Raw genomic sequence first — 6,819 nt, forward strand, 5'->3', positions numbered from 1 at the left:
AAGCGGATGATCCAGATCTTCGGGGTCGGTCCGCTGCTGGCGGCCATCCGGGCCTGAGGCTCGCCAGTTCGATCTGCCACGCTGCTCCACGCAAACGACCCAAGCCTGACGGATCGGCGTTCTCACACGGCCTCGGCCAGAAGCGGACCTTCGAATGGCAGCCGTGCGTACTGGATCCGCCGAAGCAAGGTCAGGCGGCGCGGACCGTTGCTAGGAAGCGGCCGACCTCGGCACCGAGATGCTCCGACTGCCGCGACAGTTCGGAGGCCGCCGACAGCACCTGGGTAGCTGCCGCTCCGGTCTCCTCTGAAGCCTGCGCGACCCCGGCGATGTTGCCGGTCACTTCGTTGGTCCCGGTCGAGGCGAGGGCGACGTTACGTACGATCTCCTGGGTCGCCGCACCCTGCTGCTCCACGGCCGCGGCGATGGAGGTCGCCACGCTGTCGATCTCACGTATCCGCCCGGTGATGCTGCCGATTGCCGTGACTGCCTGCGCGGTCACGCCTTGCACCTCCGCGATCTGGCGACCGATCTCCTCGGTCGCCTTTGCAGTCTGCTCGGCCAGCGCCTTGACCTCAGAGGCGACCACGGCAAAGCCCCGTCCCGCCGCTCCGGCACGCGCCGCCTCAATGGTCGCATTTAGCGCCAGCAGATTGGTCTGCCCGGCGATGCCTGAGATCATGCCCACCATGTTGCCGATCCGGGCCGAGGTGGCCTGCAGGGCGTGGACCAAGTGCATAGTCTGATCAGCTTCGCCGACGGCCGACTGGGCCAGCTGTGTCGAGCCGGACACCTGTCGGCCAATCTCCTGCACGGACGAGCCGAGCTCTTCGGCGGCAGCCGCGACAGTGTTGACGTTGGCGGCGGCCTCCTCCGCAGCGGCCGCGACAGTAGTGGACTGGCTTGCGGTCTCTTGAGCAGTGGCAGTCATCTGCTGGGCGGTTGCCTGAAGTTCGGTGGCTGAGGACGACACCATCCCGACGATGCCGCCGACCGCGCGCTCGAAGCCGTCAGCGAGCTCGATCATGGTACGCTTGCGCTCGGCTGCGGCAGCCTCGTCGGCGCGGCGCTTGACCTCAGCTTCCTCGGCGGCCTTTCGGGCGACCATGGCCTTAATGCCATCGACCGCCTTGGCGACCGCGCCGATTTCATCGCTGCGGACCGACTCCGCGATCTCGGCATCGGTCTCGCCGCGAGCCATCCGCTGCAGCACGCTGACGAGCCTGCCCAGCGGACGGGTAACCTGTACGACGACCGTATAGACGCCGTAGGCGATGCTCAGCGCCGCGACGCCAAGTGCTGCAAGCAGCGCGAGGCGGGACCAACCTGCCGTGTTCTCGGAGCGATTGAACTCAGCCTCCGCTTCGCGGACCTGCAGCGTGGTCAGCTTGCTGAGAGCCACGTTGGTGACCTGCATGTTCTTCAACAGGTCAGCATATGTGGTATCGAAATCGGAAATGTCGCCCTGCGCGATGCGCTTGAGGATCTCGGAGACGGCGACGGCGTTCTGATCGATCTGAATTTTCAGGTCCTTGGCAAGTACCTCCTCTTCCTTAGTCAACAAAGTCGCCTGATAGGCGGACCATTGCGTGTGTAGGTTAGAGAGATCGCGCTCGATCTTCTCCTTTGCCACAGAGAATGCGATGTTCTTACTGCGCAGCATCCGCGACACGTCGATGATATCATCGTAGGCATCTCGAATAATACTGAATTGACGGAGGCAGACAACCCGGTCCTCGTATACGGTCTTGAGGCTTGAATGGCTCCAATGAAGCGCGAAATTCCCAAGCGCCGCCGTGCCTAGGAGAATGAGGCCTATCGCGGTCAAGACTGACACAAGCCGCTGTTTGATCGTCATCGTCGAAAAACTGCCTCTTTGATCGCCACAGCCGACACATGCATCACCCGAACCGGAGTGGTGCCTGCTGTCTGGATGCGCAAAATAGAGGCATTTGGTTAATACGACGGCTGTTCGACGTCTGAGGACCATGCCCGGCGTGATGCCGGCCAGTCACAATCAGGACATCGCTGGCTGTCCTTCCAGTCGCATACCTTGCCCGTCGTACACCCCGGCTGACGCCGACGTCGCATAGGCTCCGGACGCACGCCCCGTTTCACACTGTTCCGGTGCCGATTGGAAACAGGGCGCCTGGAGGGCCCGAGCTGGGCTCTAGGCCGCGATAGAAGTTGCTGGCGCCGATTGCGCGATTGGCAGGCTGCTCTCGCCCGGACGCCGCCAAAACGGCTTTTCACCGTGCCGACCTCTCACCGAAGTCCATCGGCGGCCTCATCGTAGCTGTAGCCCTCCGCCCTGACCTCTCGCCAATGAGCATCTCTCTCCACGAGCAAGCATTTCGGAATTGACGCTGAGCGGAGGTTGCTGGACCGCCAACGAACGGCTGCTTCTGAGAAGCGTACATGGCCCTTCGGACGGCCGGGTTGGATCGGATGCGAAATGACCGCTTGGGGTGGTTTTCCGCCCGTCCGCTTCTGGACGGCGGATGCATCGAAACGGACATCGTCTACGCGCGCTTACAGGGAGAGAACATATCATCGGCGATTGTCTCCGCCGGGTCTCAGTTCGTCGATGTGGTACGCCATCGAGGGTGCCAGTCGCGCGATGTGTGGCTGCCATCGTGCCCGTTGCGCCAGATAAATCTCGGCGCCTGCCTCGTTGGGCATCGCCTCGATCCCAGCTGAAGAGAGTTGCCTGACAGCTTCTGCAAAGCGGGTGCGCCACGCCTCGCTCTCGGCTCTGCTGACGTCGAGCCAAGTGCTCAGCGCAGCGTCAGAACTGTCGCGCCAATCCGAGCATCTCACGGGGGAGGTCTCCCGCTTCCTGGCGAGCGTGAGGGCCGCCTAACTGCGGGGTCAGAGGGTTGAGCCTCGCGCGAATGGGGAATGCGGGGCCCCTCGAAAAAAAAATCACAAGTGTCGAGAGCCTGGGGGCGAATGCCTCCCCGCAGGTTTCCCTGACGCCAAGGGGACCCCATCCCTAGGGGTGACGACGACGGCGATGATGGCGACGACGTCGGCGACGTCGATGCCACTACTCACACCATGAGGGGTGGCGAGGGCCTGAGACGGCCCGTTGCCCTGGCTCGCGCGGGAGCCTGTTGTCCTCGCTGAGGGACAACCGGCGCGACGGGATCGGGCAGGCCCCGTCGCATCCCACGTGCCTGCCTACAGCCAGCGACCCGGCGGCGAGCCGCGGTGCCTGCCGCCTCGCGTGCCAGGCGCGCTGCCACCCCCCCCGGGGAGGTTTCCGTAGGCGTTGCGGTTGATCCCCTGGGTCAGCGCCAGGTTGCGCCAGTGAGGGACCAAGATCTTCTCGCGCGCCAAGCCGACGTCGCCGGGTCGGCGGATCTGGGGATCGTCGCCGAGCGCATATTTGAGGACGATCGACTGCGAGGGCTTCACGAATAGCTCGGCGCTCACGTCGTCACCAGAGCGGGTCAGGGCGCGCTTGTAGCCGAAGACGCCTCGCATCCACGGCGTCGGGTTCTCGAACGCGTCCTCGACGGCATCCTTGGCGCCGGACGCCGCACCCTTCGCGACCTCAGACATCGTCCATGCGGCGGCCCGGCGGAAGCGGTCGAGGTTCGCCTCGCCGAGGAATGCCTGTTGCCAAGCCGCGACCTGGTCGCAAACGCTGCTGACGATGTCGATGTGAATGACCATGGCGGAGACCGTACGCCGGTGCCCGTCACCGCTTCCACGTCACGCCCGGGCATGAAGAACCCCCCGCCTGGAAGACAGACGAGGGGTTCACGATGTGGTGCATCGATCCGGGTGGACACGTAGGTTATAGCTCACCAGCACGATTCCCACAAGAACAGCGTCGCGGATAAACACAGAAAGACGTTTGACCGCAGGGTGTTAGACAGGACAGAAGAACACAGAACCGGGGGGAGACGGTCCCCGGGTAGCCAGACCTCCCAGCGGCGGAGAGACGGTCCCCGGGTAGCCTCACCAGGCACCGGCGGAGACACGGAGGGACGGGGACCGGGCCCCGCAAACGGGGACCGGCGGAGGGCGGGGGCCCTCCATATGTGGGGAAAATCACCTGTTCGTTGAGGATTTAGAATAACTTAGCTTGTTGACGGTGCGGGCAAGGATTTCGTCCATTATTCCCTCCACGCGAGACCCTTGAGACGCGGGAGCCACGAAGCTGTCGTGGACGGGTAGGACCGGGATGCTGAGCTTGGCGCACCCCTTCACGACATCGAGGGCCATGCGGCTATCGATCGCCATGAGGTCGATACCGGCGTCGGAACCAAGGAAGGAGCGGATCACGGGGTTCCGCTTCTCCACGGCTCGCATCACGCGCTGCACGTAGGCTCGATCCTTAGGGAAGCTCGGGTGGTGGAAGAGTGAGGCGGCAGCTTGCATGCGCGACCGGGCGTTGATGAGCGTGTTCAGGGCCCTCTTGGCATGGGGCCGGGGGCACTCTGCCACTTCGTAGGGATCGTGCCGCATCTCTACGCCCTTCAAGGCGTGGAGCAGCCTCGGGTGTAGGGCCGAGAAGTCGGGCTCAACGATGATCTCGCCGTTGATGAGGCACTCCGCTCGACGGGCCGAGGGGAGCTGGTGGTACCATGCATAGAGCCTGCCGCCCTTCGACATGGACGCCCGGCTGAAGATGCGGACGGGGTGGAGGCAAGGCTCGGGCGTGACATTGGCCCAGCCGCCAGTCCTATCGCTACGCGCTCGTAGGGTCCGCTTGGCGTACTCCCAGCCATCGCCCTGTCCAAGCGTGAGGCGGATGCTGCCGAAGTACGGTTCGAGAGCCTCCATCTCACGTCTAAGCCTTTGAACGGCTTGCGTCGTTGGCAGCGGGATTGGCTGCCCATCGGCGTCACGAAGCATGATGGGAGAGGGGCGCCGGCGGTACTCGAACGGGCTGTCCTGAAACGAGGACAACAGGTCCCGCGTTGCCCTGAAGCGCGACTGCCGCGGATCCTTCGCGAGATGCGCGCCCGGCTTAGCCCGTTCCTCTTCCAGCAGCCCTAGCGCTACGCCCTCTGCGATGGCGGCGGTCACGCGTTCGTACGTGTAGGGGAGGCCTTGGTAGCGCTGCTGGCCTTCGTAGAAAGCCTTCCGCCGGCTGTAGCTGATCCACCACGCGTCGCCGAAGGGAGCCTCGTCGGCGGCGATGCACGCCGCGGCGAGGATCGAACGCCGCGCCTGGTCGTACAGCTTGTCGGGCGTGTCGGGAATGCCCGCAGCCCACAGCAGCTCCGCCGGGACGCCCCAGCGGAAATCGAGGGCGCGGTCTCGCGCCTGCTCCATGTCGATCATGAGATGTCACCCGGTCGTATGCGCGCCAGGCACCACTCCGGCGTCGCATCGAGTAGGTTCTCTCCGGTCTTGGAATTCGTCTAGGCTTGCTGGACAGTATAGATTGGCCGCTATACCCTAGGATTTACCTGACCCTAGGGTTGGCTTGTTTGGCACCGAGCGACCCCGTTTTTCTGACCGCTGGCGGGGGTTCTTCGAGGGCGGCTGTGGGTGCGTTCGGTTTCTGGCCTCAGACCGCCTTAGGCCGCCTTTAAGCGTGTTCTCGGGCGTGGATGATTTCCCTGCGGCAGATTGCGCACCCTCCCTGTCGGCCCCCCAGCACCCCCTAACGAATCCTTACAGCCGCGAATCGGTGGCCGTGTCATTTCGGGATTCCTGCGGCCTGACGGCGATGGGAACGACCTCTTGCTGGCCCCCTGCCCAAATCGGGTATCCCGATCGAGGCTCTCCTCACCCTCATTGGAGAGCTCACCGTGTCCGCTGCCCTTACCGCCCGGCCCGCCTCGCCGCCGCCTGCCGACGTCGTCCATGACCACTCCGCGGGCGTGAGGGCTCACGTCACGCTGCATGCCGTCCGCCGATACGGCGATCGAATTCTCGGGCTGGAGGACACCCTCGAAGGGCTAGAGGACCTTGAGGCGGTGGATGCCATGGTGGCGTTGGGCGTCGACGTGCCGGGCATCCGCGCGTGGCTGGCCTTCTTCGGCGGCGTGGGCAAGCGGCACGGCGCGATCGGCGTCTGCCGCGATGGGGTCGGCCTCGTCCTAAAGGGCGGCCGGGTCGTGACGGTGCTCTCCAAGCGCGGGGAGCGCCGCAACCGGGCGTAGCCTGGAATGGGTGACGGGGTGACGCGCAGGCTTGAGGCTACCCGGCCGCGATAGGCGGCCTGACAGCAGGCCTCCCCGTGCACCGCTCCACCGCCAACATCCAGACTTCCTTTTCGACGGAAGGCCTCGCCGCCGTCGAGGCCGCCATCGTATCGATCTCCGAGCGCCCCTTCGAGCCGCGTTGCCCCGACCCTGCGGTCTGCGGATCGGAGTGGACCGCCGGCCTCGACATCGGCTCTCCCACCGTCGCGGTGGTGTGCTCCCGCTGCGGGCGCTCCGGCCACTTCGACGCCGAGACCTCGGACGAGTTCCGGGCCGCAGCCGCCGAGGCTACCGCCCGTGGCTTAGAGCGCCTAACAGAACGGCACGAAGCGGTGGATGGTGCGTTGGTGGGGCATGGCTCGCGCTCTGCTTCCCGACGATCTCTGGACGGAGATTGCCCCGCTCCTGCCGCCGCCTCGGCCGCGCCCGAAGGGCGGACGGCCTCCGATCGACAATCGGGCGGCGCTGACCGGCATCCTGTTCGTGCTGCGCTCCGGCCTACCCTGGGAGATGCTACCGGCCGAGATGGGCTGCGGGAGCGGCATGAGTTGCTGGCGGCGTCTGCGCGACTGGCAGGCAGCCGGCGTGTGGGCGCGGCTGCATCAGGTCCTGTTGGAGCGCCTGCACGCGGCCGGTGAGATCGACTGGC

5 protein-coding genes are annotated in these 6,819 nt (G+C 65.3%); 2 read left to right on the top strand and 3 right to left on the bottom strand.

Annotation, left to right across the window (positions count from 1 at the left end):
* Positions 1 to 190 precede the first annotated feature (190 nt).
* The 3 genes from BM140_RS24875 to BM140_RS24890 all read right to left on the bottom strand — a co-directional run bounded on the left by BM140_RS24875 (position 191) and on the right by BM140_RS24890 (position 5,301).
* Positions 191 to 1,858, bottom strand: a complete 1,668-nt coding sequence (locus tag BM140_RS24875) for a methyl-accepting chemotaxis protein (protein ID WP_091952129.1) — start codon at positions 1,856 to 1,858, stop codon at positions 191 to 193.
* A gap of 1,325 nt (positions 1,859 to 3,183) precedes the next feature.
* Positions 3,184 to 3,681, bottom strand: coding sequence for a hypothetical protein (locus tag BM140_RS24885; RefSeq protein WP_091952130.1), 498 nt, complete (start codon positions 3,679 to 3,681; stop codon positions 3,184 to 3,186).
* A 381-nt stretch (positions 3,682 to 4,062) separates the two neighbouring features.
* Positions 4,063 to 5,301 carry a hypothetical protein gene (locus BM140_RS24890; protein WP_091952131.1) on the bottom strand — a complete coding sequence of 413 codons (1,239 nt, stop codon included), beginning with the start codon at positions 5,299 to 5,301 and terminating at the stop codon, positions 4,063 to 4,065.
* A 473-nt stretch (positions 5,302 to 5,774) separates the two neighbouring features.
* Here BM140_RS24890 and BM140_RS24895 point away from each other — a divergent pair, with 473 nt between their 5' ends.
* Positions 5,775 to 6,128, top strand: coding sequence for a hypothetical protein (locus BM140_RS24895; RefSeq protein WP_091952132.1), 354 nt, complete (start codon positions 5,775 to 5,777; stop codon positions 6,126 to 6,128).
* Between the two features lie 396 nt (positions 6,129 to 6,524).
* On the top strand, positions 6,525 to 6,819 hold a 295-nt coding region (locus tag BM140_RS24905; protein WP_131803795.1), incomplete at its 3' end, for a transposase.

It is taken from the genome of Methylorubrum salsuginis (assembly GCF_900114375.1).
GTDB lineage: Bacteria > Pseudomonadota > Alphaproteobacteria > Rhizobiales > Beijerinckiaceae > Methylobacterium > Methylobacterium salsuginis.

Coding starts and splice junctions, on each gene's coding strand:
- BM140_RS24875 (WP_091952129.1), bottom strand. CDS start 1,858: ATGACGATCAAACAGCGGCTTGTGTCAGTCTTGACCGCGATAGGCCTC.
- BM140_RS24890 (WP_091952131.1), bottom strand. CDS start 5,301: ATGATCGACATGGAGCAGGCGCGAGACCGCGCCCTCGATTTCCGCTGG.
- BM140_RS24885 (WP_091952130.1), bottom strand. CDS start 3,681: ATGGTCATTCACATCGACATCGTCAGCAGCGTTTGCGACCAGGTCGCG.